Genomic DNA, 26,383 nt, shown 5'->3' on the forward strand with positions numbered 1-26,383 from the left:
CTAAAAACCCGCCAGTTTTTTGTGTAAATGACTGACCGTGCCGTCCGTATCCGTCATGGTCACGTCAACTGCTTGCGCCCTGCTTGGAACGGAAATGCCGACCCTTGGATTTTCGGACAGTGAAATCGACCCCGTCATCTGGACATACCCCGCGCCATCAAGATCGATATCCACGGTCTCTACATATCGCATCGGGATGAACAGCAGGGAAATCTGATCCATCTGCATTCCGGAATGCGACGGGTGATCAATGTTCAGATCCATCTTGTTGGCCCGGTTCGCCCCCAAGCTGGACAATCGTGCCCGTGTGTTCAACGCAGGGACGCGGCCCACCAGTTCGGCCTCCATCGTTCCAAGGTTTGCCAACGCCAGTTCCGGATCAGTTCCGGGAGGTGCCGCGCAGGCGCCAAGGCCCGAGGTTTTGACGAAAGTTTCTGACACCCAAAGGTGGCCATCCGTGGTTTCGGCGATGACATGTATCGGCGTCGGGCCGTTCACGCGCATGGTCACGTCGAAGTAGAAACTCGGCAATGGTTCTTCCAACTCGAACACGGCAGAAACCGGCATCGGGTTTTCGTCCAGCACCAAAGTCACCTTGGCCACTTTCGTCCCCCGAGGGGCCGCAATCTGAGCCGCCAGTTGAGCCCGCGCATCGTCGGGCGTGCGATAGGGGGCATCAATCGCGATGAACGCATCTCCGTTTTGCATCGGTCGGTCGCCATACAACATCGCTCGGACATTTTCCCATGCCTCGTTGGACGCCCAAACCGGAGCCGCCAGCACACAGAACAGGACTGCAATCAGATGAGAAACTTTCATGGTCGTCCTCCTTGCAGGAACCTGCCAAAGGCACGGGGCCCATCACAGGTTTCCATTGTTTCTAACACCGACAGTGCCTGCGGGTCCACGATGCTGACGGTGTTGTCGAACCAGTTTGCGATGACCAGAAGATCTTCGCCCGCCGTCGCATCAATGCCTTCGGGGTATTCTCCAACATCAATCACGGCCTCATGTTCGAGCGTCTCCAGAGATATGACGCTTAGCGTATTGGCATATTGGTTCGTGACGAACGCCCGGCCGTGGGCGAAGGCGATGCCGTAAGGGCGTTCCCCGACCGGGACCGTTGCGAGAACGGAGCCGGTTTCCGCATCGACCACGCTGACATCATTGCTGCCGACATTGCCGACGAACAGACGCCCATTCGGGTCAAAACGCAGCCCGAAGGGGCGTGATCCAACCGGGCTGCGGTGCAGAGGCTGAAGAGTGTCGGCATCGAAAACCGACACCTGGTCCGCGTCCTTGTCGGCCGACGCCAGAAAACGCCCGTCTTTTGATATCGCAATACCCGCCGGGGCGGCTCCGGTGGGCAACTCGGATTGAACTTTCAGAGTTTCACTGTCCAGCACCCACAGTCGGGCGTTGTACCAGTCCGAGACGAAAACCCGCCCGCGATCCTGATCCAGAGCGATTCCAATCGGCCCCCCTTCAAGCGTGACTTGCGCGACCGTTTCACCGGTCTCGGCAGACAAACGCCTGACCATCTTGCTGTCCGGGGATACGGTGAACAGCGTTTCATCCAGACCAACCGCCACACCCGCCGGCTTGCCAGGTAGGGGCCAGCGGGCCGTTTCCTGCATCCGTGCAAGATCTATCCGGCTTAGTTCCTCACCGTTCTGACAGGTGATGAATGCTGTCTGTGCCAGTGCCGGGCTGCCAGAGAGCGCCAAGAACAACATCAGCGGGTGGCTAACTTGCCGCACCGAACCGCTCGATCAACGCGTCGAGACCTGCCTGATAAACGCCGGTCACGGCGGCAATGGCGGCTTCGTCATTCAACTCGGCCGGAGGATCGTTGTTTGGATACCCGCGATAGAAGGCACCGCGCCATTCGATGATCGAACCACCTCCGTCGCGCGGTTTTACCGTCAGATGCGACGAATAGTTGGTGACTGGCAGCACCTCTACCGCGACCTCGGTGATCCGGTAGGAGTAGCTCATTTTTTCTGCGCTGTACTTGTACAGAATTTCATTGATCGTCGGCCCGCCTTCCTGGCCAAGTGTCAGCAATCGGGTCGCATCAATCTTATTGCCGCCGTTTCCTTCGGTCGCAAACACAGCCGGATGCCACGACATGTCATCAAAGTTCCCGACAACGGCCCAGACTTCCTCTGGTGAGGCTGCGACCTCGGCAGTCAGCGTGACTTTCTGCCGGGTCGGCCCGTGGGCCCAAACCAGACCCGGAACCAGCAGAGCGGCGGTTGCGGCAAGAAGAAATCGTCGATTCATTCCATGTCCTCCCTGAATGCGCAGAGCGTTGGCACACGCCGCGCGCTTGCGGCGTTTCTTCTGTCAGACCTGACGTGCGAGCGCACGTTGACGGTCACCCGTCACACCCCTTGAAAAATCGGCGGGTGTCGCGGGAAACCGAAGCAAGATCAACCATATACGCGCATTCTTATAAAATAAGAATCGAGCTCAATGATGAAGCTGATAGGCTTTGTTTTACAACACGGCCAAAAGTATCGGTTCCGTTTTTCGGGGCGCTATGCCCCGGATGTTTCAACCTGAACTCTGACTTTCAGGCAACGGGAGGACATCTTGAATATTCGCCTGCTGCCGCTGCTTGCGGCGCTTCTTTGGTGTGCATCCGCGATGACCGCGGCGGCGCTCGATGTAAAGGCTGCGGTGCTGCGGATCGACTATCCGTCGCTTCTGCCGATCTCGCGTTATGATCTGAAACCGGACGATCTGGGGTTTGCTGGTGCCGCGCTTGGGGATGAGGATAACGGAACCACGGGCGGATTTCTGGGACATACCTATGAGACCATCACGATGGCCGCTCCGCCGGAAGAGGCTGACGCCGCAATGGACCGGATCCTTGCCGGAGGCGTGCGCCTGATCGTCCTTTTGGCCAAGGCGCCGGACATGTTGCGCCTGACGGACAAGGCGGCAGAGTCCGGGGCGCTTGTCTTCAACGTGTCCGCGCCTGATGTCGATCTTCGCGACGCAAACTGCCGGGGCAACCTGCTTCATATCGCCCCGTCCCGCGCCATGAACGCCGATGCGGTTGCTCAGTTTGCCGTCTGGAAGAAATGGGGCGACTGGTTCCTATTGGCCGGATCCAACCCCGAGGATGTCAAGCTCGCGGACGCGTATCGCCGTGCAGCGAACAAGTTCGGCGCGAAGATTGCCGAAGATCGGACCTTTGCGGATACCGGGGGATCTCGCAGAACGGATTCCGGTCATGTTCTTGTTCAGCGCCAATTGCCATTGGACACGCAAGATGCGCGAGACCATGACGTTGTGATTGCCGCGGACGAAACCGATTATTTTGCGCGGTATCTGTCCTATCACCTTTGGACCCCACGCCCCGTGATGGGTTCAGGCGGCTTGCGTCCGACGACGTTTCACGGCGCACATGAGGCATGGGGCGCGACCCAGTTCCAGACCCGTTTCGAGGATCTGACAGGGCGCTATGTCCGCCCCGAAGACTACAACACCTGGCTTGCACTGCGCGTGATCGGCGAGGCCGTGACCCGTGCCAGTACGGCAGAGCCCGAAGGTGTTCGGGATTATGCTCTGTCGGACGAGTTTGAGCTTGCCGCATTCAAAGGACAGAAAGTGACATTCCGCGATTGGAACGGGCAGTTGCGTCAGCCGATCCTTCTGTATGACGGGTCGATCACTGTCAGCGTCAGTCCGCAAGAGGGGTTTCTGCACCAGGTCTCACCGCTCGATACGATGGGGTTGGATCGGGCGGAATCCAGCTGTCGCGCATTCGAGTAACCGGAGGTATTGATGAAACGACTGTTGTTGACCGTTGCCTGTGCTGCGCTGACTGCGGGTCCCGTGTTTGCGGGCAAGGCTTTTGTCTCGAACGAGCGGGGCAATACGATTACCGTGGTTGATACCGAAACCTGGGAAGTGATCACCGAATTTCCAGGCGGCAACCGACCGCGCGGGATCACCGTCAGCCCGGATGGCGGCACGCTGTATGTCTGTGCCTCGGATGACAATATCATCCGGGTATTTGATACAGAGACCTATGAGGAACTTCCCAGTTTGCCCTCTGGTCCGGACCCCGAACTTTTCATTCTCGAACCCTCGGGCAAGCGGCTCTATATCGCCAATGAGGACGACAATCTGGTGACGGTCACCGACACTGAAACCCGCACCATTCTGGCCGAGGTTCCGGTCGGCGTCGAGCCCGAGGGCATGGGGATCAGCCCCGATGCCAAGTTCGTGGTCAACACGTCCGAGACCACCAACATGGCGCATTTCATTTCCACCGAGGATTATTCCATCAAGCATAATGTCCTGGTCGACCAGCGCCCGCGCTATGCCCAATATACAGCGGATGGAAAGCGCCTGTTCGTGACATCGGAAATCGGCGGAACCGTCACGGTCATGGACATCGCAGAAGACGGAACGCCGACGGTGGTCGGCAAGATCAGCTTCGAAGTGGCGGGCGTGCAGCCGGAATGGTTGCAGCCCGTCGGTGCCAAGGTGACATCGGATGGCAAACGCCTGTTCGTTGCTTTGGGGCCCGCAAACCGGGTTGCCGTCGTTGACGCGCAAAGTCTTGAAGTGCTGGACTATATCCTGGTGGGGCAGCGGGTCTGGCAGTTGGATTTCACGCCGGACGAAAAATATCTGCTGACCACGAATGGCAATTCAAACGACATCACCATCATCGATGTCGCCTCTGAAAAGGCGATCAAATCGGTGCAGGTCGGGCAACAGCCCTGGGGTGTGGTGACCATTGACTGAAGTTCTGGGAGGGACAGGAATGAAGAAACTTGTGATCGCAGCGATGGTCGCGGCGCTCGGTGGGCCGATATCGGCGGCACCTCTTTGCGATGATCTGGGATTTGCCGGGCTTCTGGCGAAATGCAACCGTGGGGAAACCATCAAGCTGACGCTTGCTTCGGGGCAACCGCTGGGTGAGGACGTGGTTCTGCAATCCGGCGCGTATTACAAGCTTGAGATCACCGCGGACGGTTCGGCGGAACTGGCCATCGAGGGGCCGTCTTTCTTTCGCGCGATCTGGATGAATGAGATCGTGATCAACAAGATCGAAATCCGTCCGATGGCGGTGGACAGCATCGAATTTGACAAGGCCGGCGTCGCCGAATTGTCGTTTATCGCAATCAAACCCGGCAGTCATGAAATTCGCATCCCCGGTTCCACCGGTGACACGCAACGCATTACGGTGAGTATTCAATAGAGGAGAGATAACATCATGAAAAGATTTGGAATGTTGATAACCGCCGGGCTTCTGGCGGCCCCGGCTTTCGCCGACGACATTGACGCGGAAACGGTGGCAAAGATCGAGGCCTATCTTGCCTCTGTCGAGTGCCAGATGGACCCGGATGACATCGAGGTTGAAGATGATGGTTATGATCTGGACGATGTCATCTGTAAGGGTGGCAACCAGTTCGATATCAAACTGGACAAAGACTTGAATGAAGTCAGCCGAAAGGCGGAATAGCGAGTAAACGGGATCGGGTCATGTCCAAACTATTTGCCGCGTGCCTTGCATTTGCTTTCAGTTCGGGGGCTTTGGCCGCCGAGACCCTGCCGACCATTCGCGCGGCCGTACTCAAGATCGGAACGGTCAATTGGGAACTTGAGACCATTCGCCGGAACGGCTTGGATCGGAAACATGGCTTTGTCCTTGATGTTCAACCTTTTGCCGACAATGGCGCAACGCGTATCGCGGTCGAGGGGGATGAGGCTGATTTGGCGGTTGCCGACTGGATTTGGGTTGCTCGTCAAAGGGGTGCTGGCAAGGACTATGTGTTCATCCCTTATTCCAAAGCCGTGGGCGGGGTGGTTGTGCCCGCTGACAGCCCGGCAACCAGTTTAAAGGACTTGGCGGGCGGCAAGATCGGCATCGCGGGGGGACCGCTGGATAAATCCTGGCTGATCCTGCGCGCCTATGCAGCAAAGGAATACGGGATGGACTTGAAAGCCGACACCGAACAGGTGTTCGGTGCGCCGCCTCTGATCTTCAAATCTGCTTTGAACGGCGATTATGCCGGGGCGATCAATTTCTGGCATTTCCTGGCCAAGATGAAAGCGTCCGGCATGAAAGAGCTGATCTCGGTTGAGGATGCCGGGCAGGCCTTGGGGCTCGACACCAATATGCCCTTGCTGGGCTATTACCTGAAAGAGAGTTTTCTGAACGAACACCCCGACCTTGCGCAAAGCCTGTTTGCCGCCAGCCGCGACGCCAAGGACCTGCTGGCCAATTCGCCCGAAGCATGGGAGGCGATCAGACCGCGCATGAACGTCAAGTCCGATGCACAGTTTGAACAACTCAAGATCGATTGGATTGCCGGTATTCCCGATCGCCGCCCGGTAGATGCGGTCGCGGCCAACAGGATGCTGGAACTTATGGCCGAATTGGGCGGGGCTGAACTGGTGGGCGCCGCGACGACTGTGCCGCAGGGTCTTTTTGCCGACGTGGAATAGGATCAGATGAAAAACGCGCGCCTCACGCCGCTTATGTCTATCGCAGGCCTTGTGGCGTTGTGGATTGTTGCGGCGTCGCTGACCGCAGACCCTCAGATACTGCCGCAACCCTGGGACCTGATCCCCCGGTTTCATCAAGAGCTTGCGTCAGGAGAGTTGCTGCGCAGCCTTGGCGCGACCCTGTCACGCGTGATCTGGGCGTTCGTGCTGGCAATGACATTGGGAACGATCATTGGCCTGGCCATGGGGCGGTCGGATGCGCTGAACCGCTGGCTCGATCCATGGCTGGTTGTCTTCCTGAACCTGCCCGCGCTGGTTCTGATCGTGCTGTGTTACCTCTGGATCGGATTGACCGAGGCTGCGGCGATCACGGCGGTTACGCTGAACAAAATTCCCAATGTCGCGACGATCCTCCGAGAGGGCGGCCGGGCGCTGAGCCCGGATCTGGATGCGTTGGCACGGGTCTACCGGATACCGTGGCAAAGGCGACAGCGCCATGTGATCCTGCCGCAGCTTGCCCCGTTTATCGCAGCTGCCGCACGGTCCGGACTTTCTCTGATCTGGAAGATCGTGCTCGTGGTCGAGTTTCTTGGGCGCTCATCCGGTGTCGGGTTTCAAATCCACTTGTATTTTCAGCTGTTTGATGTGGCAATGGTGCTGGTCTACGCGTTTTCGTTCATTGCCGTCATGCTGGTTGTCGAATGGCTGGTTCTTCAACCTTTGGAGCGTAGCGCTCGACGGTGGAGAACTGCATGATCCGAATTGACATCCGAAAGAAGCGCTTTGAACACCACGCCGTTCTGGGCCCCATTGCATTTGACATCGCCGCCGGGGAAACGGTCGCGCTGACCGGACCATCGGGCATCGGAAAGACGACGTTGCTGCGATTGGTGGCAGGCATTGACCCGGATTTCGAAGGCCAGATTGTGCGGCCGGATCGGCTTGCGATTGTGTTTCAGGAACCCACTTTGCTGCCATGGCGCTCGGCTTTCGATAATCTCGCCCTGATCCATGGTAACCTGTCGCAGGCTGACATTGACGCTGCGCTGTCAGACGTTGGCCTGGACGGAAAGGGGGATTTGTTTCCCGGTCAATTGTCATTGGGTCAGCAGCGCCGGCTTTCTCTGGCGCGCGCCTTTGCCGGGCAGCCTGAATTTCTGATTATGGACGAGCCTTTTGTATCACTGGATTCCGAAACGGCCGAGACGATGCTGACCCTGACCGAGGACCTCATCACGCGGCATCGCCCGGCGACCCTGTTCGTGACGCATTCCAAACCGGAAGCACAGCGGCTTTCCGACCGGATTCTGAATCTGGTACCCGGGCCCAGCGGTGCGGTTCTTGGTTAGGGTCATTCTGCGGGCTCTCTCGCGGCACCGGGTGCGGTACGATATATAAAGGGTGCATCCGATTTGGCGGCATGTTCGTTTGCCTGGTTTTGCAGGGTCTGATGGTGGGGTGATTTGATGCAAACCGGATCGGTGGCGGCTGCGTCTCCGATAACGGCCATGGCCTGACAGCGGCAGCCACCAAAATCAATGGTTTTGCGTTCGCAGGTTTTGCACGGGTCCGACATCCAATCCGTGCCGCGATAGGCATTGAACGCGCTGCCATGGAACCAGATATCCGCAAGCGGTTTGTCCTGTACCCGGTCAAATGTCAGATGCGGGATGGACTGTGCCGCATGGCAAGGCAGAACCTGACCGTCTGGCGCCACGTTCAGCCCGGTTGTCCCCCAGCCGCCCATGCATCGCTTGGGGTAGTCGTCGTGATAGTCCGCCGGAACATAATCGATGACCAGTTGCCCCTTGAGGTTTTTCCTGGCCTCGGCCACCTGTCGCGTCACCTGTTGCGCCTGTTCCCGCGTCGGCATCAAGGCATCCCTGTTCCGCAAGGCCCAGCCGTGGAACTGCACCGTTGCAACCTCGATCCGTCGTGCTCCCATTTCGCGCGCCAGTTCCAGCGCCTGCGGCAGCTGGTGGGCATTGTGACGGTGCAGCACGAAGTTCAGGGTCAGCGGAAACCCGATCTTCTTGATCCATTCGACCGTTTTCATCTTGCGGTCAAACCCACCCCGATAGCCGCCTACCTTATCCGCCATCGCGGCGTCAGTGCCCTGAAGAGAAAGCTGGATATGGTCCAGGCCGACGTCGTCCAGTTCATGCAGGCGTCGCTCGGACAGGCCGATCGCCGACGTGATCAGGTTGGTATACAACCCGGCCTCACGCGCGGCATTGACCAGCGCAACCAGATCGCGGCGGGATGCGGGCTCTCCACCTGACAGATGCAATTGCAAGACACCAAGCGCCGCCGCCTCCTTGAAAATACGTGCCCATGTTTCAGTATCCATTTCACTGTCGAGTTTGGCCATTTCGACTGGGTTGGAGCAATAAGGGCAGGACAATGGGCATCGATGCGTCAGCTCGGCCAGCATGGCAATTGGGGGAGGGGGTTTTACCTGCATCAGACGACATCCAGAAAACGACGCACCCGAAGGGCATCCAGAAACCCCGAGCTGTCTTCGACAATCTGTTCTTCCGGGGCGTTGTATTTCCTGGACAGGCTTGCGGTGATCTGACCAAAGCTGCGTTGGCCGTCTACTTCGCTCAGAATTGCATGTCCGATCTGATCCAACGTCACCGCCCGTTCAGGTGCCAGCAGTACCCATTGTTCCCGCACGGAATCGTACTGGATGCGGACACCACGTGGAAGCAAGGGGACCTGCTGCGCCAACATCACGATGCCTGCCGCATCCGTAAACCGGTGTCCGGCTTCCACGCCCCCGGCGGAATTCGGGCAGGTTCGACATAGGCGCTCCACAGGGCATCCAACTGCGACCAGAGGACATCGGTCTTGAATATCAGAGCCTTGGCTGCCGCGTCCTGTTTTTCTGCGGTGTCGGCATGATCCAATACCCATGCCAGACCAAAAGCCACATCCTTGGGGGCTTCTTTCAGGCGGTTGCGGAAATAGGCAAGTGAGCTGTCATCCGCAAAATCGTAATGCCGAAGCAGGCCTTCGATCCTGTTGGCGTGAATCTTGGGAGCAAACAGTTCTGTGAGTGAGGCCGCAACCGCTTCCAGCAACGACTTTTCGCGGACGTATCGCACGTAAGCATCCACCGCAAATCTGGTGGCAGGCAATACGCCGTCGCATGAAGCGACATAGTCCGGATCAAGACCGACTGCTTCGGCCAGTCGCAACCAGCGCCGGATACCACCTTCGTTGTCTTCCGTGCCGTCATGATCTTCGATCCGCGACCGCCAGGCTCGGCGCAGCGCAGGATCTTCTACACGCGACATGAAGGCGGCGTCCTTCATCGGGATGGAATGCTGATAATAGTAGCGGTTGATCACCCAGGCCCGTACTTCGTCAGGCGTGCATTGACCTCCGTGCAGGCGATGATGAAACGGATGAAGGTCGTGGTAACGCTCGGCTCCGATCTGACGAAGTCGGGCCTCGAACTCTTTGCGGCTTTGGGTCATAGCGTTATCTCCATGCCATCCTGGCCTATCGTCCAGCCTTTGGCCCGTGCCTGGGCGTTCTCGGCGCTGTCGGGGCGCAGAACCGGATTGGTGTTGTTCATGTGGATGAACACTTTACGCCCGATTTTCATATCGGCGAAACCAGCGATCGATCCATCGGGGCCGTCCATCGACATATGGCCCATGCGCTTGCCCGTTTTCTGACCCAGCCCGGCCTGCACCATTTCCGTGTCGTGCCAAAGCGTGCCGTCGAAAAACAAAAGATCGGCCTCGTCAAGCCGGGCGCGCAACTCGGGCGTCAATGCGGCACAGCCCGGTATGTAATATGCCGTCTTCCCATGCGCCCTCAGTGCCACCCCGACGGTTTGTTCGCCAACCAATTCGGTTTCGACATGTTCCCCTTCAAGATACAGAGGCACTTTGCCGGGCACCGGAAACAATGTTGCCTGCAAGCCGGGAACCAGATCGAACGTCTGATTCAACGAGATCGGCGCACGTGTCACGACCGAGGCGTTCAAGGCGTCGAAAATCGGGTTCTGTGCAATGACGTCCTGAATACTTTGGGTCGCAAACAGCGTGAATGGCTGCATCTCGCGCAGCGTCAGCAAGCCAGCCACATGGTCGATGTCACCATTCGTCACCAGCACCGATTGAACCGGCACCTCTCGCAACCCGGTCGGATACAGGACGGGCGTATTGCCAAGCTGCGCTCGAATATCCGGAGACGCGTTCAGAATGGCCCAGTTCTGGCCATCGGGTGAGACCGCGAGTGATGATTGCGTCTGCGCCGGAATATGTCCGCTTCGGGCCAGATTGCAGTTTTCACATCCGCAATTCCATTGCGGAAGGCCGCCACCAGCAGCGGCCCCTAGTATTATCGCGCGCAACGTCATCTATTGTTGGCGCTTGCGGCTGATCAGATCAGGCCGCCACCGCGCTCATCGTCATGATCGGGGCCATACATGTTGATTTCCATGCCGCATTCGATCTCGCGAATAACAGGTCTGTTCCAAGCCATATCAGGGTCCTCCTCCTGGGGTGTGCTGATATTCAATGTGGCAGGACTTGCCGGTTGGCGCGACTCTTAATTAATAAGTATGAATTAGACTTTGGTCGGTACTCAGGTGTCATCCGACAACGGGGCGACCCCCTGAATGCAAAACCCCTGGTTGCGTATGGTTTTGATTTCAAATCCAAAATCATCCAATCCCAATTTCTTTCTCAGATATCCGATGTAGACGTCCACCACGTTTTCGTTACTGGACCCGTCCTGTGACCAGAGCGTGTCAAACAGCTCTCCTCGGGATATTGGCGATCCGGCCTTGCTGTTGAGCAGCGTGAGCAGTTCGAATTCACGTTCGGTGAGCGCAATGCTTGTCTCGCGGATTGAAAGTGTTCTGTCCCGCGACGACAGGCGCGCGGGGTCCGGGCGCTGAGAGAGCACGCGTTGTTCCTGTACTTGCAACCGGGCGACAAGCTCATCAAAGCTGAACGGCTTCACGACATAATCATCGGCCCCGGCTTCCAGCCCGGCGGCGCGGTGATCGACATCAGAGAGGGCCGACAACATCAGGATCGGGATTCCGACCCCGGCACGGCGCGCGGCCCGGACCAGTTCGACACCGCTATCCGTTCCCAGCATCACATCTACAATCGCACCTGAGAATGCACCGCTTTTCAACCGCTCCAACCCTTGGTCGGCGCGGTTTTCAGCCTCGGCTGAGTAGCCGTGCAGCGAAAGGCCCCGGACAAGGGCCGACGTGATTCTGGGGTCGTCATCTATGATCAGCAGTCTGGAGACCATTTTCTATGCCTCTGCCAGCGGTAATCGAATGCAGACATTTGTACCGGCATTTGACCCCAGGGCGTTTTCACGTGGAACCGGGCTTGCAACCGAAATGGTTCCTTCATGGGCCTCGACGACCCACCTTGCCAGCGCCAGCCCGACACCGAAACCCTGACTGTTTGCCGCCCCTCCCTGAACAAACCGCTCGAAGATCCGGGTTTGGGCGCCGTGGGGAATTCCGGGGCCGTTATCCGTCAGCTGTATTTGAACGTCACCGTCAACCGATTGACCCGACAGCAGCAACGCCTTCCCGTCCCGCGCATGTCGGATCGCGTTGCGTATCAGACTGAGCAGGACCTGACGTATCCAGTTCAGGTCACAGTGTAACGCACAATCCGGGAAGTCGCCCGTTTCAAGCTGCATGTCGGCGCCGTCGATTTCAGGTTGAATGTCGCTCACAACTGTTTGCATCAGATCGCATAGTGCAACTTTGGTTGGTTCCAGAGCCAGCTCACCGGTTTCGGATCGGGCGACGCGCAGCAAATCATCGATTCTCTGGTTCAGTTTTGCGGCGCTGCTTTCGATCGTTGCCAACGTCTCTGGTGCGGTCTGAATATCCCTCTGGCCTATCTGAGCTTCCATCATGATGACGGTCAGCGGTGTGCGCAGTTCGTGGCTGACATCAGCAAAAAAGCGGCGCCGGTTTTCGTCGATCTTGGACAGGGATTCATTTGCAGCGCTCAGTTCCCGGGTTCGCTGGGCAATGGTCTCGTTCAACCGGGTCCATTCTGCGTCAACCTCGGCCTGGCGTTTTCTCAATGCAGCCGCCATTCGGTTGGTCTCGCCATATAACTGGCCGATCTCGTCATTGCGGGTTTGCGGCAGAGAAACTGCGAATTCGGATTGGCCGACCTGAACCGCCGCATTGCGCAGCCGATCCAGACGAGAGAACTGCGGCCGCACCAGACCAAAGTAGAACCACGCCGTGCTGAGCAAGGCAAACAGTGCCAGTGTCAGTGCCACCCAGGTCAGAACCCAGCGGGTCCTTTCGATCCCGGCCAATACGGAATTTCGAAACAGAACCTCGGTATTCACCGCCTGGCTGAGTAGAGGATCAAACGCCGACGCAAACGAGTCGACATAGGCGCGCAGCTGGGCCTGATCGGCTTCTGCGTCGGCTAGCCCTTCCAGCGTGCTGGCCAGCAGCGCCTCCATTCTGGCCAGACCCAGGGATTGGGTTCCGTAACGCGATTGTTCGTCCAGCCCCAGGGACTGAACCGCGGCCACGGCATCTTCCACATCAGAGCGAAGCTGTAGAAACGTTGTCGCAATCTGGTCTCGGATCGGGGACAGGCGATCAAGTCGAGATTCGACTGTTTGGCCGGTCTGTATCGACTCGGTTGCGATCACAAGGAATGTGGCGGCCTGGGTCGACAGAGCGGCATAGCGTGCCATACGGGTTTCAGACGCCAGCGCGGTTTCCAGACGGCTGGCGACGTTCTGCATCCCGAAATACAGGGTCGCGGCCGCCAGCAGCGTGCCGGATCCAAGCACCACGGCGCCAAGGCCCAACCGGGTTTTCAGAAGCAGACTGCGCTTTGCGCTTTGAGGCGCGGCCGTCATGATTTCCGCCTCATCAGGCCCCGGGCCGGATCATACCCCCAAACGGCGATCGCACTCAGTATCGCGGTTGACGCCAGAACCCACAGCAGGGCCCCCCAGTTGATCTGCAAGTAAAGCAGAAACCGGATCAACTCGACCACATGCGTGAACGGATTGAGCGCACAGATATCACGCAGCAACGGCGAGCTTTCAGCCATTTTCCACAGCGGATAAAGGGCGGAGGACAGGAAGAACATCGGGAAGATGACAAAGTTCATCACCCCGGCGAAATTCTCCAGCTGCTTGATGAAACTGGACAGCACCAGCCCCAGCGCGCCCAGCATCAGACCGCCCAGAACCAGCCCCGGCAGAACCGCGACATATCCGGGTAGGGGCAGGACAATGCCGAACACAGCGGCCAATCCGAGAAACGTGTAGACTTGCAGGATGGATATCGCGGTTGATCCCAGCAGACGGCAGAACAACAGCCACCAGCGCGGGAATGAGCTGGTCAGCAGTAGGCGCATCGAGCCCATCTCGCGGTCGTAGACAAGGCTGAGCGAGCTTTGCATCCCATTGAACAACAGAACCATCGCACACAGGCCGGGGACGATATAGGTCTCGTAAGTGATATAGGTCTGGTAGGGGGGAATGATCGACAGGCCGAGGGCCGCGCGAAACCCTGCTGCGAAGATCAAAAGCCAAACCATTGGCCGGACCAGGGCTGCCAGAAATCGTTCGCGTTGATGGATGAAACGCAGAAACTCGCGTCCGATGATGGCGCGGGCGACTCCCAGGAACCCGTTCATGCCGGCACCTCGGTTCGGGACAGGAACCAATCGGACAGTGTTTGATCCCCCCGCAGGCGGCTCACCTGCCCACTGGCAAGAATCTGACCGCGATGAAGAACCAGAAGCTGGTCGTCGTCGCGCATTTCATCTGTCAGATGCGTGGCCCACAAGACGCACAGCCCCTGTTCCGCCAGGTCGTGCACATGATCGGTTATCGCGTGCCGAGCCGCGGCATCAAGCCCAACGGTCGGTTCGTCCAACAGCAACACCGAAGGTTCGTGCAGCAGGGCACGCGCCAGTTCCATCCGGCGGCGATGACCACCATTGAGATCGCGCACACGTTCCCCGGCGCGGTCGCGCATGTTCAGCCGATCCAGCGCCGCATCGATACGGCCGGGGACTTCGGATCGCGACAACCCATGCAGAGCCGCGAAATAGGCCATGTTTTGGCGCACCGTCAAACCCAGATCCAGTGTCGGTTGCTGAAAGACCACGCCAAGCTTTGCCAGCGCCTTGCGTGGGGATTGGCGCAGATCATGGCCTGCGACCGTGATTTCACCGTCCGGCGCCACAAGCAATCGCGTGAGCAGCGACACCAGTGTCGATTTCCCGGCCCCATTCGGACCGAGCAGACCGCAGAACATTCCCGCCGACACGTCAAAAGAGACAGCATCCAAAGCCGTCTTGGCGCCATAATGAAAGCTCAGGTCGCGTACGGCGAGACCAGGATCGGTTTCCGCCGAGGGGCGCGCGTCTGACATTCTTCCTCCGTCCCGAACCATGGTTCTTGACAGCAGCTTGCATCGTCGGGGCGCGTTTCTCAACCTTCCAGTCCGAGGCCGGACCACGACTTAAGTATGTGAAGCTTCACGGATTTGATGGTATTTCCCGAAGGATCCGTCGCCAAAACTGGCCAGCCGAAACTGTCAGGGGAAGGCGGGCCTGATCGGCGCGAACACCCCGTTTTGCGAGCACCGCTTTTCAGTTTGCGTTCAGCAAAAACGATCTGAACTCTTTGAAGGCGGGGGATCTGCTGAAAGAGGGTGTGAATTTGGCCACCATTACGCGGGGCAGCTTCAACGAGGCCGAATACGGGCGAACCAGATCGCCATTGTCCAGCAATTTCTGAACCAGAACTTCGTGCGCCATCAACACGCCACCGCCATGACGCGCCTCTTCCAGCGCGACGGAATACAACGAGTGCACGGTTCCCGTCTTCGGTACACCTGCGCCATCCGGTTGGCTGTTCAGCCAAATGTCCCAATCATTTGCCCATGCCCCGTCATGGAGAAGGGTTTCCCGCGAAAGATCTGAAACAGATTTCAATCTGTCCGCGACCGAGGGCGCGCAAACCGGGAAAATCACATCTTCGGCTATTTTGATTTCGTTGATTCCGATCGTTTCACCGGAAAAGAACAAAGTCATGTCAAATGGTTCACGCGCAAGGTTTGGCGGCGTTTCAAGGGCCACGACAGACACGGACAAATCCGGGGCAATTTGCCTGAGCGTTCCAAGTCTGGGCGCCAGCCACAATTGCGCGATCGACGGCAGCGCGGCGACCTTGACCTTGCGCGGCAGGGCCTTGGTTCGAAGTTCCTGCACGGCCATTCCCAATTGATCAAACGCCTGGGTGAACCCGGGCAAAAGCTCTTCGGCGAGCGCCGTCATCTCGACCCCGCGGGCATTTCGGACAAAAAGTTGGGTGCCGGCCCAGGCTTCAAGGGCCTTGACGTGCTGAGTTATCGCGCCCGGAGTAACGGATAGCTCGTCTGCCGCAGCGGCAAAGCTTCCAAGCCGAGCCGCCGCTTCAAATGCTCGTAAAGCATTGAGATGTGGGCCTTTCGGGCGACGAGGGGAAAGTGACATCCATTTAAGCCTTAGTTTTTCTGCGGCAAATAAATAGCAATACTGATTTGCTTCGGCCAGTGGAACTCTGGAATTTTGGTGAAAACGCAATCGCATCGGAGGAGCCCGGATGTCGCGGCACTTTGAAAACCCAGTCAGGATGACCGACCCCGTCGTCGCAGAAGCTCTTGCAAACGAGAAAAAGCGCCAGCAGGACCAAATTGAGCTGATCGCGTCCGAAAATATCGTCAGCCGCGCGGTGCTGGATGCTCTTGGGCATGAGATGACCAACAAGACGCTTGAAGGGTATCCGGGAAACCGGTTCCACGGGGGTGGTCAGTTTGTCGACGTCGTCGAGCAGGCGGCAATTGACCGCGCCAGGGAACTGTTCGGATGCGACTATGCCAATGTTCAGCCCCATTCCGGCAGCCAGGCGAACCTTGCTGTTTTCTTTCTGCTGCTCAAGCCTGGTGACAGGGTCTTGTCGCTGGATCTGGCGGCCGGCGGTCATCTGAGTCACGGCCTGAAGGCCAACCTGTCGGGTCGCTGGTTCGAACCGCATCATTATGGTGTCGATGCCGAATCCGAGGTCATTGACTGCGATGCGCTGGAAAAACTGGCCGAGGAAATCCGGCCAAAGCTGCTGATCGCGGGTGGGTCTGCCTATCCACGGGAAATCGACTTCGAGCGCATGGGGCAAATCGCCAGAAAGGTCGGTGCGCATTTTCATGTGGACATGGCCCATATTGCCGGGCTGGTCGCCGCGGGCGTGCATCCTTCGCCTTTTCCGCATGCGGACATTGTGACGTGCACCACGACAAAAACACTGCGTGGTCCTCGTGGCGGGCTGATCCTCACCAACAACGAGGACTGGTTCAAGAGGCTGCAATCTGCGGTTTTCCCCGGCGTTCAGGGTTCGATCCACAGCCAGGTTCTGGCGGCCAAAGCAGTTTGCCTTGCCGAAGCGCTTACGGATGAATTCAAGGACTACGGAGCGCAGGTCAAAGCCAACGCCGCCAAACTCGCGGAAACCTTGCAGTCCCGGGGGTTGCGTATCGTGTCCGGTGGTACTGACACGCATCTGGTGCTCGTGGATCTCAGCCCCAAGGGTATCACAGGCAAACGTGCCGAGGTCGTTCTGGAGAAGGCCAATATCACGACCAACAAAAACGCGATCCCCAATGACAGCACGCGACCGCCAGAATGGGTTGGATTGCGCCTGGGCGTGAGCGCGGCAACGACCCGCGGAATGAAAGAGGCCGCGTTCGACCAATTGGCAAACGTGATTGCGGATTTGATCGAAGCTGAGGCCGCGGGTGATACCGGCGCGACAATTCTGCGCTGCAAAACCTCGGTCGCTGCGTTGTGCAAATCGTTCCCCATCTACCCGGCGTAGTCACTGCGTGCCCGGTGGCAGGGTCCATTGACCGCTCTGGACCATTGGTGTGAGGGCGTTACCGCGGCGCTATGGCAACGCGTGTCTGATTGGGTGTTTGGGCTGTACCATGTTTGCAAGTTTTGGCATATTCATGCAGTCCAAAACCAAAGGGCCGGTCAATGCTCGCACCTGAACGCCACGCCATCATACTGGAAGAAGTCTCGCGCCAGCCAGCGGTCTCGATCCGTTCGCTGACGGAACGGCTTGGTGTGTCACGGGAAACCGTGCGCAAGGATATTGAACAGTTGGCACTGGAGAACAAGCTTCATCAGGTGCGGGGCGGCGCGACCAGTATCCGCAGGCGGGAACCTCCGATGGCCGACCGGGCTCAAACCAACCCGCAAGGCAAGGAACGGATTGGAGCCTATGTGGCAAGCGTGATCCCGGACGGGGCCAGCGTGATAATCGACAGCGGGTCAACGACAGTGGCGGCGGCGCAGGCTCTGGCCGCTGTGCGGCAAAATCTTACCATATATACCAATGATTTGGCGATTGCATCTGTGTTGGCGCCGGCGGCCGCCGAAGTCACGCTGCTGGGCGGGCGGCTGGATTTTTCAGAGAATGCCACATTGGGTTTGGACACGCTCGACCACCTGTCGCGATACAATGCGGAATATGCGTTGATCGGGGTCGGCGGTGTGAGCTCTCGGGCATTGTTTACCGATTTCTCGCTGGAAGGCGCCAACTTGCGTCATATGATGATGCAGCGGGCGCAGCGGCCGCTGATCCTGGCTGATAGCAGCAAGTTCAACATGGTTGGTCCGATCGTGATGAAACCTCTTCCGGTGAAAGCGACTCTGGTGGTGGATGAGGAGTTGCCCAACAGCATAGCTGGCGCGCTGCAAAGCCAGCCCGTGGATATTGTGATCGCATGACGCAATAACAGGAAAAAAATTGCCAAAATTTGCAAAGTACAAATAGGGTGAAGGGAAATCCGAATCCCTGAGTACGGAGCGAGCCGATGGCTGATACCAGACTTCCACGCTGCGCGACATGTCATTGTCGGAGGCGGCATCATTGGCTGCGCGGTTGCGTTTCATCAGACCGGAAAGGGGCATCGCGACGTGCTGCGTTTTGAGCATGGGCAACTGAGCCGTGGCATCACATGGTGTGCGGCTGGTCTGGTTGGCCAGTTGTGCAGCCAGCCCGCGATGACCAACCTGATCCGCCGCTCGCCGGGGTTGCATTGCCCAGCGGGTTTGAGCCCCCTAAACCGTTGCCGCCGCAATACAGGTCAAGCTTTGGTCGAGCCGCTGCATGCGCGCGCAAAAAGCGCTCTGAAAGCCGAATTGTGACGCAAGACAAGTTTTCAGCTCAATTCGCCGGGCCACAATGACAATACAGGCAGTTCTCATCGTATTGACCGCAGCCGTGTTGCACGCGCTCTGGAATGCGGTTGTCAAAGGCGCGCCCGACAAAGCGGTTGTTTTGGGGTTGGTGGCGCTTGGCCACGCCGTGCCTGCGCTGATTGCGTTGCCTTTTATCGGCTTGCCGGTTTGGGCGGCGCTTCCCTTCATCATCGGCTCGACCCTGATCCACTGGGGGTACTATTGGTTTCTCAACACCGCGTACAAACATGGGGATCTGTCGGTGGTGTACCCGATCTCACGCGGGATGACGCCAATCCTGGTCACGGTGGGTGCCATTCTTTTCGCGGGTGAGTTTCTGCCGCCGATCGCGTGGGTCGGCATTGTCTGCATCTCGGCTGGGATTGGGTGCCTGTCCCTGGTCGGGCTGGGCCGAAACACAAGCTGGGTCGCCGTGGCGGCGGCGTTTGGCACGGGTCTGATGATAGCGTCCTATTCGATTGTGGACGGCATTGGTATCCGGCTGTCCGGGAACATACTGGGATACATTGCGGCACTGTTCGTTGCCGAAATTTTTGTTGCCGGGTTTATCTTCGCGACCAGATGGCAGCGTGTCGTCGCGCTGCCCAGGCGTTATGTCTGGGCAGGTCTGACAGGCGGCGTCATCTCTGGCCTGGCGTATGGGTTGGTGCTGTATGCCAAGACGGTCGCGCCCTTGGGCGTTGTATCCGCCCTTAGGGAAAGTTCGGTTATCTTTGCGTCGCTTATTGGTGTGATGTGGTTCGGCGAAGGACCGAAATCCAACAGGCTTCTTGCAGCGACCATCGTCGCGATCGGGATCGGACTCCTTGCGATGACACGTTGAGCGTTTTTGTGCCGCCGCAGGGAAAGTCTGAAGAATTCAGAACCTTTGACATGCCCTGTTGATCGTCATGGTCCCGTTCCGCACCGATCTGCTGGGGCGGGCGGATTTCATCTATAGGAAATGCTTATGACATCGAAGATATAATCGATTTTTATTGGCATTTTTATCTGTCAAACTGCTGTCAAACAATCGGTGCACAATAATCGAGTTCGAACGCCGCGCAAGAATGGCGAAAATAACATTACTACCAACAGAGGATCACAATGAAACACAAAGCATCACTTCTCGCAGCTCTGACTATCGGTGCGCTGACGGCGACGGCGGCGGCATCGGAAACGGAATTGACAGTTTATACCGCAGTCGAGGCGGAAGACTTGGCCCGGTATGCCGAGACGTTCAATCAAAGCCACCCTGATATCAAGATCAATTGGGTTCGCGACTCGACCGGGATCATTACGGCGAAATTGTTGGCAGAGCGTGATAATCCTCAGGCAGACGTTGTTTGGGGCCTGGCCGCCACGTCGCTGCTGCTGCTGAAGTCAGAAGGTATGTTGGAACCTTATGCGCCGGCCGGTGTGGAAAAGCTGGACAAAAAATTTGTTGATGGCGACAACCCCCCTGCCTGGGTCGGCATGGACGCCTGGGTTGCTGCCGTCTGCTACAATACAGTCGAGGCAGAGAAAGCCGGGCTGACCCCGCCGACATCCTGGAAGGATCTCACCGACCCGATGTACAAGGATCAGGTGATCATGCCCAATCCGAATTCATCGGGCACCGGGTTCCTTGACGTGTCCAGCTGGTTGCAGATGTTCGGTGAAGAAGGTGGTTGGGAATACATGGATGCGCTGCACGAGAACATCGCGCGTTACACCCATTCAGGTTCAAAACCCTGCAAACTGGCCGCAGCAGGCGAAATCCCGATCGGCATTTCTTTTGCGTTCCGCGGGGCAAAGTCCAAAGCTGACGGCGCGCCGCTTGAGATCATCGTGCCTTCTGAGGGCGTCGGCTGGGACATGGAAGCCACCGCAATTGTTGCTGGCACCGCCAATTTGGAGGCCGCGCAGAAGCTGGTGGACTTCACCGTCACCAAGGAAGCCAACGAGATGTACAACACCGGCTATGCAGTTGTCGCCTATCCGGGCGTTGCAAAACCGGTTGAGCACTTCCCAGAGGGTCTTCTGGATGCAATGATCGAAAATGATTTTGAGTTTGCCGCCAACAATCGCGCGGCAATCCTGAAGGAATGGCAGTCTCGCTATGACGGAAAGTCGGAAGCGAAGTAACCCCATTGGCAGGAGAGGCTTTCGTGCCTCTCCTGCGCACCAGTCTCTTGTTCCCCGAAAAACAACTTACTCACCCGGTTTCAACCGGCCAGGACCGGCCGCGCCCGAGGTGCAGATGTGAGGACTTCTCCCGTGCTTCAGAAAACACCACCCGGTGAACTGTATCTCAGCATCCAAAATTTGTGGAAAGCGTTCGGAAACTTTCTGGCGCTCAAGGACATCTCTTTGGAAATCAACGAGGGCGAGTTTGTCTGTTTCCTCGGCCCGTCCGGGTGCGGCAAGACCACTCTTTTGCGGGCAATCGCCGGATTGGATTTGCAGACCAAGGGCACGGTCATGCAGGATGGCAAGGACGTGTCCAATCTGCCCCCGTCCGAGCGTGATTTCGGGATCGTGTTTCAGTCCTACGCGTTGTTCCCAAATCTGACCATTGAAAAGAACATCGCTTTTGGCCTTGAAAACACCGGCCGCAGCAAATCGGATATCGCTGTTCGCGTAAACGAACTCTTGACCCTGGTTGGTCTGCCGGATCAGGGCAAGAAATATCCGGCGCAATTGTCAGGTGGTCAGCAGCAGCGGATTGCGCTGGCGCGTGCCATCGCGACCAACCCCGGACTTTTGCTGCTGGACGAACCCTTGTCGGCGCTGGACGCCAAAGTGCGTGTTCATCTGCGGCACGAGATCAAGGAGTTGCAGCGCAAGCTGGGTGTGACCACCGTGATGGTGACCCACGATCAGGAAGAAGCGCTGGCCATGGCAGACCGGATCGTGGTCATGAACCATGGTGTGATCGAACAGGTGGGGCCTCCTACCGAAATCTACCGGGAGCCGGCCAATCTGTTCGTTGCCGACTTTATCGGTGAAATGAACCAGATCCGGTCACAGGTCACCAAAGGCGGACGTTTGAGCGTCGGGGAAAAGACCTTTGCCTGCCTGAGCCACAAGTTCAACGATGGAACCCCGATCATCGCGGCCATTCGACCCGAAGACATCATCCCTCATGAAGCTGGTTATCTCGACACGGGCGGCAATCGGAACTGCATAGAGGTGACGCTGGATGAGATGGAGTTCCTGGGTTCGTTCTGGCGCTGCCGATTGAACAACGAGAAGTTCGGATCATCGGAACTGATCGCGGATTTCTCGATCAATGCCGTGCGTCGTCTGGAACTGGAAGAGGGGCGCAGCGTGGTGATTGAGCTTCCCGAGAACCGCCTTATGGCGTTTGAAGTGCCGGAGGCCAAGGCATGAGCTCGGTTTCTACCAATCAGGACAGCCTGCCTGTCGGGCCGGACATCAAGCCCAAGCTCAGCCGTGATGATATCCTGATGCGCGGCAGCATGATGGTGATCGCGCTGTATCTGGTCGTGACATTGGCGTTGCCGCTTTACACGATGCTGTCCAAGTCGTTTTCGACCTATCGGGTCGAGCTGTCCCAGTACGAGTTTCAGGTAAGTGACGACGCAGGCGTCTTCGACGGAACGATCCTGTCGGCAGACGAGTTGAACAGGCAATTGGGGGTCTATTCCGACTCTGATCTGGTGACGGGTTCGGACGGGCGCTTGCCGGTGACCGGACTCTTTCCTGATTTCAGCTTTCGCAGTCCAGTGATGTACAAGATCCGCAACACGACGGATACCGGGCGCTTTCTGGTCGGATCGACATTGAATGAAGGCACCGATTGGGTCGAGCTTGATTCCAACACGTTCCGCCGGGTGCAAATGCGGCCGGTCCAGTCGCGAGGGCTGGACAATTTCATCAACTACTTCTCGACACCGGCATTGTTCAATTCGATCAAGAACTCGCTTTGGATCTCGGTAGTCAGCACCATTGTGACGGTGACACTGGCGTTTTGGTTCGCCTATGCGCTGAACCGAAGCTGCATGCGGTTCAAGGGTGTTTTTCGCCTCATTGCGATGGCACCGATCCTGGTTCCGTCGCTTTTGCCGGGCATCGCGTTGGTCTACCTGTTCGGCAATCAGGGCATGATCAAGGAGTTGCTGTTCGGTGCCAGCATTTACGGCCCCATAGGCATCGTGATCGGATCGGTTTTCTTTACCTTTCCGCACGCGTTCCTGATCATATCGACCGCGCTCGCGATATCTGACGCGCGCCTGTATGAAGCTGCGGCCAGCTTGCGGTCGACGCCATGGCGGACCTTCTGGACCGTGACCATCCCCGGGGCCCGCTATGGCCTGATCTCGGCGGCCTTTGTCGTGTTCAACCTGGTGATCACCGATTTCGGGTTGCCGAAGGTTATCGGTGGTCAATTCAACGTCCTTGCGGTGGATATCTACAAACAGGTGATCGGCCAGCAGAATTTTGAAATGGGCGCCGTGGTCTCTGTGGTTCTGGTCATCCCGGCCATTCTGGCTTTTGCCATCGATCGAATGGTTCAGTCCAAGCAGGTGGCGTTGCTTTCGGCGCGTTCTGTGCCATATCAGGCGACGCCGAACCCGAAAGCTGACCGCATATTCCTGATCTATTGCAGCCTGATCGGCCTGTTCATCGTTGGTCTTCTGGCTGTGTGTCAGTTTGCGGCGCTGATCAAGTTCTGGCCCTACGACCTGAGTCTGAGCCTCAAGAACTATCAGTTCAACAGAATGGACGGCGGCGGCTGGGGGTCGTATTTCAACTCGATCAAACTGGCGTTGCTGACGGCAGTCATCGGCACGACGGTTGTATTCTTCGGGGCCTATCTGGTGGAAAAATCAAACGGGTTCAGAACCGGTAGGTCGATTTTCCAGATGTTCGCGATGCTGCCCATGGCGATCCCAGGCATGGTATTGGGGCTGTCATATATTTTCTTCTTCAACAACCCGTCCAATCCGCTGAACGGGATTTACGGCACGATGGCGATTTTGGTGATTTGCACTGTGACGCATTTCTACACCGTATCGCACCTGACGGCCGTCACCGCGCTCAAGCAAATGGACAGAGAATTTGAGTCAGTGTCTGCCTCGCTCAAACAGCCGACAATGAAGCTGTTCGCACGGGTAACGGTTCCGGTTTGTCTGCCGGCGGTGTTGGACATCTCAATCTATCTGTTCGTCAATGCGATGACGACCGTGTCAGCAGTGGTATTTCTTTACTCTCCCAAAACGACGCTTGCGTCCATCGCGGTGCTGAACATGGATGATGCCGGGGATATCGCGCCTGCGGCGGCGATGGGCATGATGATCTTTTACACCAACGCGGCTGCCCGGATCGTTCACCTGATTGCTTCAAAAGGCATTCTCAAGCGCACCCAGGCTTGGCGAAGCCGGTAACCAAAAGAACCCTGCCTCCGCCGGTCAGGTATCGGCGGGGGGGCTTTTTTCTTCCAGCGCGCGCTGGGCGAAGTCCATGAAGGCTCGGATGATCTTTACGTTGCGCCGTTGCGACAGCGAAATCATGCTTTCACCCATTTGCAACTTCACGTCCTTGAGCTTGATTTGTCGCAACCGATCATCATGCCCATACTCTGCCTGAGAGACAAATCCGATGCCTGCGCCCGAGGCCACAAGCTCGCGAACGGCCTCGCGCCCTTCCGCAACGATTGCAGGATTCAACGTGATACCGCGCCTTTCGGCTTCTTCTTCCAGTTTCTGACGTGTTTTTGACCCGTGCTCTCTGAATACCAGCGGCAGACCGGCCAGTTCTTCCAAAGAAAGCGAAGGTTTGGATGCCAAAAGCACGCCTTGGGCAGCAAAGGCCACGATTTCAGTGGACCCCAGGTTCAACACATCCATGTCCTTGCCGGGGGACAGGCTGCCGACAACACCGATCTCGGCATTGTACGACCGAAGTTCCTCCAGAATTTCTTCGGTGTTTCCGGACCGCACGGTGATGGTGATTTTGGGGTACTTCTTTTGAAACGACCCCAGGAAAGACGTCATATGATGCGCTGAATCAGCGATGATCCGCAATTCCCCGTCGATTGCGGCCTTGGTTTCCGAAAGATAGTCCTCGATCTGATCTTCGATCTCAAAATACTGCTTTGTGAACCGGTAAAGCTGTTCGCCTTCGGGGGTGAGGTTCACGCGTTTTCGTTCGCGCTGAAACAACAACAGGTCGTGATCCTGTTCCAGCTTTCGAACCTGTTCGGAAATCGCCGGCTGCGTCAGAAAAAGCGCCTCGGCCGCGCGGGAAAACCCGCCATGTTTGGCCACGTAATGAAAGGCTTTGAGCTGGCTGTGCCGCATCACCGGTCCCCAATGATTTGTGCATAGGCTGCACTTATAATTAGATTGATATTTGCAATTTCACATATAGCAACCGTTGCTGCAATGGTGTTTGTGAAAACGCTGTTCTGGAGCCCGGTAATGACGCCATCCCATCCAAAAATCGAGCAACCGCGCCTCGGCGAACCATACCTTTTGACACCCGGTCCTTTGACAACGTCCTATGCCGTGAAAGAGGCCATGCTGAAGGACTGGGGCAGCTGGGACGACGACTTTCGCGCCATGACAAGAGAGCTGCGGTCAAGCCTGCTGGGCCTGCTTGGTGACGGCGCCGACGCCTTCGATTGCGTGCCAATGCAGGGCAGCGGCTCCTTCTCGGTCGAAGCAATGCTGGCGTCGTTTATTCCGCCGGAAGGAAAGGCGCTGGTACTGGCCAATGGCGCCTATGGGCAACGTTCTGCGCAAACGCTACAGTATCTGGGCCGAGACCATATCGTGCTGGACAAGGGCGATTACCTGCCGCCACGGGGCGACGAGGTTGCGCGCATTCTCGCGGATGATCCGGCCATCACGCATGTTGTTGCCATTCACTGCGAAACCAGCTCGGGTATCTTGAACCCCGTCGAGGAAATATCCGAGGCCACCTATGCAGCCGGCCGCAAGCTGTTGATCGACTCGATGTCGGCCTTCGGCGCGATCGAGCTCAGGCCCTCGGATATTCGATATGAAGCCATGGTGTCTTCGGCCAACAAGTGCATCGAGGGCGTTCCCGGATTTGGCTTCATTGTGGCGCGCAAGAACGAGCTGGAAGCCGCAAAGGGCAACAGTCATTCCCTGTCTCTGGATGTGCACGCCCAGTGGGCGCACATGAACAAGACCGGTCAGTGGCGTTTTACCCCGCCGACGCACGTGGTCGCCGCCTTTATCGAAGCGCTTCGGGCGCATGCCGCTGAAGGCGGTGTTGCCGGCCGCGGCGCACGTTACACCCGCAACCGGGACGTCATGGTTGCAGGCATGCGTGAACTGGGTTTCGAAACGCTGCTGGACAATCGTTGGCTCAGCCCGATCATCGTCACGTTCTTCTGCCCCGCCGATGAGAAATTCGTATTCGATCGGTTCTACAACCTGATGAAGGACAAAGGGTTCATTATCTACCCGGGCAAGCTGACCGTCGTCGACAGTTTCCGCGTCGGATGCATCGGTCAGATGGACGAAGACGTCATGCGCAATGTCGTGCGCGCAGCAAAGGAATCCCTGGAAGAAATGGGCGTGACAAACGCCGCTCCTCCTCTTCGGGCACTGGAAGAACGCGCCAAGCTGGCCGCTTAAACATCAAGGAAAATA

At 57.6% G+C, this 26,383-nt stretch carries 29 protein-coding genes; 15 read left to right on the plus strand and 14 right to left on the minus strand.

Annotation, left to right across the window (positions count from 1 at the left end):
- From GOW56_RS11200 to GOW56_RS11210, 3 genes are read right to left on the minus strand one after another with little or no spacing between them, the layout of a single operon-like run.
- Complete coding sequence (locus GOW56_RS11200) at positions 1-819, minus strand: quinoprotein dehydrogenase-associated SoxYZ-like carrier (protein WP_171118325.1); 819 nt, start codon at positions 817-819, stop codon at positions 1-3.
- The gene (locus GOW56_RS11205; RefSeq protein ID WP_371807900.1) at positions 816-1,760 is read right to left on the minus strand and encodes a YncE family protein; all 945 of its coding nucleotides are present in this window, start codon (positions 1,758-1,760) and stop codon (positions 816-818) included. The genes GOW56_RS11200 and GOW56_RS11205 overlap by 4 nt, the downstream gene beginning before the upstream one ends.
- Entirely contained in the window at positions 1,747-2,286 is a 540-nt protein-coding gene (locus GOW56_RS11210) for an SRPBCC family protein (protein WP_171118329.1), read from the minus strand. Before GOW56_RS11210 ends, GOW56_RS11205 begins: the two co-directional genes overlap by 14 nt.
- 366 nt (positions 2,287-2,652) lie before the next feature.
- Between GOW56_RS11210 and GOW56_RS11215 the strand changes: the two genes are divergently transcribed.
- The 7 genes from GOW56_RS11215 to GOW56_RS11245 are packed head-to-tail and all read left to right on the plus strand — an operon-like array spanning position 2,653 to position 7,826.
- Positions 2,653-3,786, plus strand: a complete 1,134-nt coding sequence (locus GOW56_RS11215) for an ABC transporter substrate-binding protein (RefSeq protein ID WP_171205979.1) — start codon at positions 2,653-2,655, stop codon at positions 3,784-3,786.
- Positions 3,787-3,798: 12 nt separating this feature from the next.
- Positions 3,799-4,770, plus strand: coding sequence for a YVTN family beta-propeller repeat protein (locus tag GOW56_RS11220; protein ID WP_171205913.1), 972 nt, complete (start codon positions 3,799-3,801; stop codon positions 4,768-4,770).
- A 19-nt stretch (positions 4,771-4,789) separates the two neighbouring features.
- Positions 4,790-5,227 carry a hypothetical protein gene (locus GOW56_RS11225; protein WP_171205914.1) on the plus strand — a complete coding sequence of 146 codons (438 nt, stop codon included), beginning with the start codon at positions 4,790-4,792 and terminating at the stop codon, positions 5,225-5,227.
- A 15-nt stretch (positions 5,228-5,242) separates the two neighbouring features.
- On the plus strand, positions 5,243-5,491 hold the full coding sequence (locus tag GOW56_RS11230; protein WP_171170176.1) for a PepSY domain-containing protein: 249 nt from the start codon (positions 5,243-5,245) through the stop codon (positions 5,489-5,491).
- A gap of 20 nt (positions 5,492-5,511) precedes the next feature.
- On the plus strand, positions 5,512-6,477 hold the full coding sequence (locus GOW56_RS11235; RefSeq protein WP_171205915.1) for an ABC transporter substrate-binding protein: 966 nt from the start codon (positions 5,512-5,514) through the stop codon (positions 6,475-6,477).
- A gap of 6 nt (positions 6,478-6,483) precedes the next feature.
- Positions 6,484-7,233 carry an ABC transporter permease gene (locus GOW56_RS11240; protein ID WP_171205916.1) on the plus strand — a complete coding sequence of 250 codons (750 nt, stop codon included), beginning with the start codon at positions 6,484-6,486 and terminating at the stop codon, positions 7,231-7,233.
- Positions 7,230-7,826, plus strand: a complete 597-nt coding sequence (locus tag GOW56_RS11245) for an ABC transporter ATP-binding protein (RefSeq protein WP_171205917.1) — start codon at positions 7,230-7,232, stop codon at positions 7,824-7,826. The genes GOW56_RS11240 and GOW56_RS11245 overlap by 4 nt, the downstream gene beginning before the upstream one ends.
- A 2-nt stretch (positions 7,827-7,828) precedes the next feature.
- On the opposite strand, the gene pqqE is transcribed toward GOW56_RS11245, so the two are convergent.
- The 10 genes from pqqE to GOW56_RS11295 all read right to left on the minus strand — a co-directional run bounded on the left by pqqE (position 7,829) and on the right by GOW56_RS11295 (position 16,007).
- Complete coding sequence (pqqE, locus tag GOW56_RS11250; RefSeq protein ID WP_171205918.1) at positions 7,829-8,941, minus strand: pyrroloquinoline quinone biosynthesis protein PqqE; 1,113 nt, start codon at positions 8,939-8,941, stop codon at positions 7,829-7,831.
- On the minus strand, positions 8,941-9,213 hold the full coding sequence (gene pqqD / locus GOW56_RS11255; RefSeq protein WP_170346830.1) for a pyrroloquinoline quinone biosynthesis peptide chaperone PqqD: 273 nt from the start codon (positions 9,211-9,213) through the stop codon (positions 8,941-8,943). The genes pqqE and pqqD overlap by 1 nt, the downstream gene beginning before the upstream one ends.
- Entirely contained in the window at positions 9,213-9,962 is a 750-nt protein-coding gene (pqqC, locus tag GOW56_RS11260) for a pyrroloquinoline-quinone synthase PqqC (protein WP_171205919.1), read from the minus strand. Before pqqC ends, pqqD begins: the two co-directional genes overlap by 1 nt.
- Positions 9,959-10,855: a pyrroloquinoline quinone biosynthesis protein PqqB gene (gene pqqB, locus GOW56_RS11265; RefSeq protein ID WP_171205920.1), complete on the minus strand. Its 897-nt coding sequence runs from the start codon at positions 10,853-10,855 to the stop codon at positions 9,959-9,961. Before pqqB ends, pqqC begins: the two co-directional genes overlap by 4 nt.
- Before the next feature lie 23 nt (positions 10,856-10,878).
- Complete coding sequence (gene pqqA, locus GOW56_RS11270) at positions 10,879-10,980, minus strand: pyrroloquinoline quinone precursor peptide PqqA (RefSeq protein ID WP_117873022.1); 102 nt, start codon at positions 10,978-10,980, stop codon at positions 10,879-10,881.
- A gap of 102 nt (positions 10,981-11,082) precedes the next feature.
- A complete protein-coding gene (locus tag GOW56_RS11275; protein WP_170346833.1) occupies positions 11,083-11,766 on the minus strand; it encodes a response regulator transcription factor in 684 nt (227 codons plus the stop codon).
- Positions 11,767-11,769: 3 nt separating this feature from the next.
- Positions 11,770-13,371: a HAMP domain-containing sensor histidine kinase gene (locus GOW56_RS11280; RefSeq protein ID WP_171205921.1), complete on the minus strand. Its 1,602-nt coding sequence runs from the start codon at positions 13,369-13,371 to the stop codon at positions 11,770-11,772.
- Positions 13,368-14,159, minus strand: a complete 792-nt coding sequence (locus tag GOW56_RS11285) for an ABC transporter permease (RefSeq protein WP_171205922.1) — start codon at positions 14,157-14,159, stop codon at positions 13,368-13,370. The genes GOW56_RS11280 and GOW56_RS11285 overlap by 4 nt, the downstream gene beginning before the upstream one ends.
- Positions 14,156-14,902, minus strand: a complete 747-nt coding sequence (locus GOW56_RS11290) for an ABC transporter ATP-binding protein (protein WP_171205923.1) — start codon at positions 14,900-14,902, stop codon at positions 14,156-14,158. Before GOW56_RS11290 ends, GOW56_RS11285 begins: the two co-directional genes overlap by 4 nt.
- Positions 14,903-15,122: 220 nt before the next feature.
- Entirely contained in the window at positions 15,123-16,007 is an 885-nt protein-coding gene (locus GOW56_RS11295; protein ID WP_171205924.1) for a LysR family transcriptional regulator, read from the minus strand.
- A gap of 109 nt (positions 16,008-16,116) precedes the next feature.
- Between GOW56_RS11295 and glyA the strand changes: the two genes are divergently transcribed.
- The 7 genes from glyA (at position 16,117) to GOW56_RS11330 (ending at position 24,145) form a co-directional block, all read left to right on the plus strand.
- Positions 16,117-17,382, plus strand: a complete 1,266-nt coding sequence (glyA, locus tag GOW56_RS11300; RefSeq protein ID WP_171205925.1) for a serine hydroxymethyltransferase — start codon at positions 16,117-16,119, stop codon at positions 17,380-17,382.
- Positions 17,383-17,543: 161 nt separating this feature from the next.
- Positions 17,544-18,299 carry a DeoR/GlpR family DNA-binding transcription regulator gene (locus GOW56_RS11305; protein WP_171205926.1) on the plus strand — a complete coding sequence of 252 codons (756 nt, stop codon included), beginning with the start codon at positions 17,544-17,546 and terminating at the stop codon, positions 18,297-18,299.
- A gap of 123 nt (positions 18,300-18,422) precedes the next feature.
- Positions 18,423-18,719, plus strand: a complete 297-nt coding sequence (locus tag GOW56_RS11310; RefSeq protein WP_371807904.1) for an FAD-dependent oxidoreductase — start codon at positions 18,423-18,425, stop codon at positions 18,717-18,719.
- A gap of 37 nt (positions 18,720-18,756) precedes the next feature.
- Entirely contained in the window at positions 18,757-19,596 is an 840-nt protein-coding gene (locus tag GOW56_RS11315) for an EamA family transporter (RefSeq protein ID WP_171205927.1), read from the plus strand.
- Between the two features lie 263 nt (positions 19,597-19,859).
- A complete protein-coding gene (locus tag GOW56_RS11320; RefSeq protein ID WP_171205928.1) occupies positions 19,860-20,879 on the plus strand; it encodes a putative 2-aminoethylphosphonate ABC transporter substrate-binding protein in 1,020 nt (339 codons plus the stop codon).
- Between the two features lie 132 nt (positions 20,880-21,011).
- Positions 21,012-22,127 (plus strand): putative 2-aminoethylphosphonate ABC transporter ATP-binding protein, encoded by a 1,116-nt coding sequence (locus GOW56_RS11325; RefSeq protein WP_371807901.1) that lies wholly within the window; start codon positions 21,012-21,014, stop codon positions 22,125-22,127.
- Positions 22,124-24,145 carry a putative 2-aminoethylphosphonate ABC transporter permease subunit gene (locus GOW56_RS11330; RefSeq protein ID WP_171205930.1) on the plus strand — a complete coding sequence of 674 codons (2,022 nt, stop codon included), beginning with the start codon at positions 22,124-22,126 and terminating at the stop codon, positions 24,143-24,145. The genes GOW56_RS11325 and GOW56_RS11330 overlap by 4 nt, the downstream gene beginning before the upstream one ends.
- Before the next feature lie 24 nt (positions 24,146-24,169).
- Here the strand turns inward: GOW56_RS11330 and GOW56_RS11335 are convergent, their stop codons facing one another.
- A complete protein-coding gene (locus GOW56_RS11335) occupies positions 24,170-25,060 on the minus strand; it encodes a LysR substrate-binding domain-containing protein (RefSeq protein WP_171205931.1) in 891 nt (296 codons plus the stop codon).
- A 120-nt stretch (positions 25,061-25,180) separates the two neighbouring features.
- On the opposite strand from GOW56_RS11335, the gene GOW56_RS11340 reads away from it, so the two are divergent.
- Complete coding sequence (locus GOW56_RS11340; RefSeq protein ID WP_171205932.1) at positions 25,181-26,368, plus strand: 2-aminoethylphosphonate--pyruvate transaminase; 1,188 nt, start codon at positions 25,181-25,183, stop codon at positions 26,366-26,368.
- Positions 26,369-26,383 lie beyond the last annotated feature (15 nt).

The organism is Ruegeria sp. HKCCA0235A, from assembly GCF_013033235.1.
Classification (GTDB): domain Bacteria; phylum Pseudomonadota; class Alphaproteobacteria; order Rhodobacterales; family Rhodobacteraceae; genus Ruegeria.